At 68.8% G+C, this 1,755-nt stretch carries 1 protein-coding gene and 1 pseudogene; both read right to left on the bottom strand.

From position 1 onward, the window contains the following. Positions 1 to 163: 163 nt before the first annotated feature. Positions 164 to 1,012: an ATP-grasp domain-containing protein gene (locus HCA58_RS23040; protein ID WP_169600146.1), complete on the bottom strand. Its 849-nt coding sequence runs from the start codon at positions 1,010 to 1,012 to the stop codon at positions 164 to 166. An 89-nt stretch (positions 1,013 to 1,101) separates the two neighbouring features. Further along, positions 1,102 to 1,635: pseudogene (locus HCA58_RS23035) on the bottom strand (class I SAM-dependent methyltransferase); the annotation flags it as partial. Positions 1,636 to 1,755: the final 120 nt, after the last annotated feature.

Here is a 1,755-nt window from a genome sequence, read left to right as displayed (position 1 = left end):
CAATCAACTGCTCATCCGTGACCGCACCCACCGGCTCCACGGCCGGCTCTCCCACGGTGGTCTCGGTCGTCATCTGGCGTCTCTCCCTTGATCGGTCGATCAGCCGTTATTTGTACAGTCCTGCAGATTCAGGATGCCCCGATCTGGGATGCACATACGACAGTCAGCTGGTGCCGGCGAGCAGCGCGGTGATCAGTGTGCTGGGCTCGGTGGTGGTTGGGCGGTCGCTGACCTGGCCGTCGCCGATCTCGATGATTCGCCAGACTCCGTCGGCGCGCAGGGCGAAGTCGACCGTGATGAACGGCAGGCCGAGTGCGGCGATGAGCGGTATGACCGCGTCCAGGTCCACGTTGTGGGGCGGAACATCGTCCGGGGTGTCTGGATGCGCGCTGACCAGGGCGCAGACGCCGTTGACCCACCAGGTACGCGCCTCGGCGGAGGTGAACCGCTCATAGCGGCGGAGCACGAACCCGCCGACGAAGTCGTCTTCACGCAGATGCCGCAGGCGGCTTGCCACCTTCCAGGCCGTCTCGCTGTCGGCGAGGTCGGGGATGAACGCCGCCTCGTGCCAGTGGTGCTTCATCGACTTGGTGTAGTCACGTAGGACTGCCGGACCGGTGCCCAACTCGATGCATACCCGATCGAAATCGGCGCGCAGGTCGCCCCTGGTCCACACCGACGGAGGGGTCAACGCCGCCAGCGCGGCGTACCAGCCGGGCAGTTCGTGGGCCTGCCGGTACTGCTCGGGCGAGGTTCGCAGGGTCACGCCGCGTCGGGACAGCGCCTCAGCGAAGGCCGCGTACTGCTCGCTGCGCAGCATCCAGCCCCGGTAGACCGCCTCACCGCCGGCGGGCACCAACGCCACCGCCTGATCCACACGACCCGGCCTGGTCAGCGCGTCGTGATCGACCACCGCCACGTCAAGTCCGGCCTCACGAGCAGCCACCGCCTCCGTCTTGAAGTGCTCGTCGGGACGACGCGGTCGCAGTGGATCCGCAGGAACCAGCAGCATCACACCCCGCATCGTGCCCGACCCGGCCAGGAACCTCCATGCCATATTCCAGCCGCAGCGCGATACACGGGGAGCGGCAAATCCGCGCACTACCCGTTCGCGGATCCGGTCTTGCGGACCAGCATGTACCCGTGCGGGGGCTCTGCCTCTTCGGGCGGGGTGCTGCCCTGGAAAGTCAGGGCGAACCCCGCAGCGGTGAAGCGGTCCTCCATCTCGCGGGCTGAGAGCCAGTACCGATCGAAGTCGATGCCAAGACTGCCGACGCGGCTACCGGGACCGTTACGATGCCCGGTCCCATCGCCGTGCTTGAACGCCGCCACCAGGTAGCCGCCCGGCCGCACGACCCGGGCCAACTCGGCGAACGCCCGTAGCCGGGCGTCCGGTGCTAAGAAGATCAACGAATACCAGCACACCACCCCGGCCAGCGACGCGTCCCGGAACGGCAGCTCCCGCAGATCGGCGACCTCGTAGCCGAAACCCGGATGCTCCCGCCGCGCCACCTCGACCATCCCTGGCGACAGATCCACCCCGCGCGGCGACAGGCCCCGGCCCGCGAGGTACGGAAGAAGCCGCCCAGTGCCGCAGCCCACGTCCGCGACCTCCGTACCCACGGTCAAGGTCAGTGCTGACCGGCGTCGGGTGCGGGCACCTGGCCGCGCTGGCCCGGTCCGCGACCGCCGCGGTGACTCCGGATGGTGTGCCCGAGCGGGAACAGCGTCGCGCTCACCGTGCCGCCCCCGCTG

It is taken from the genome of Micromonospora sp. HNM0581, from assembly GCF_012726175.1.
GTDB lineage: Bacteria > Actinomycetota > Actinomycetes > Mycobacteriales > Micromonosporaceae > Micromonospora.
Note: the sequence above shows the minus strand (reverse complement) of the source record. Positions and strands in the feature narration are given on the sequence as shown.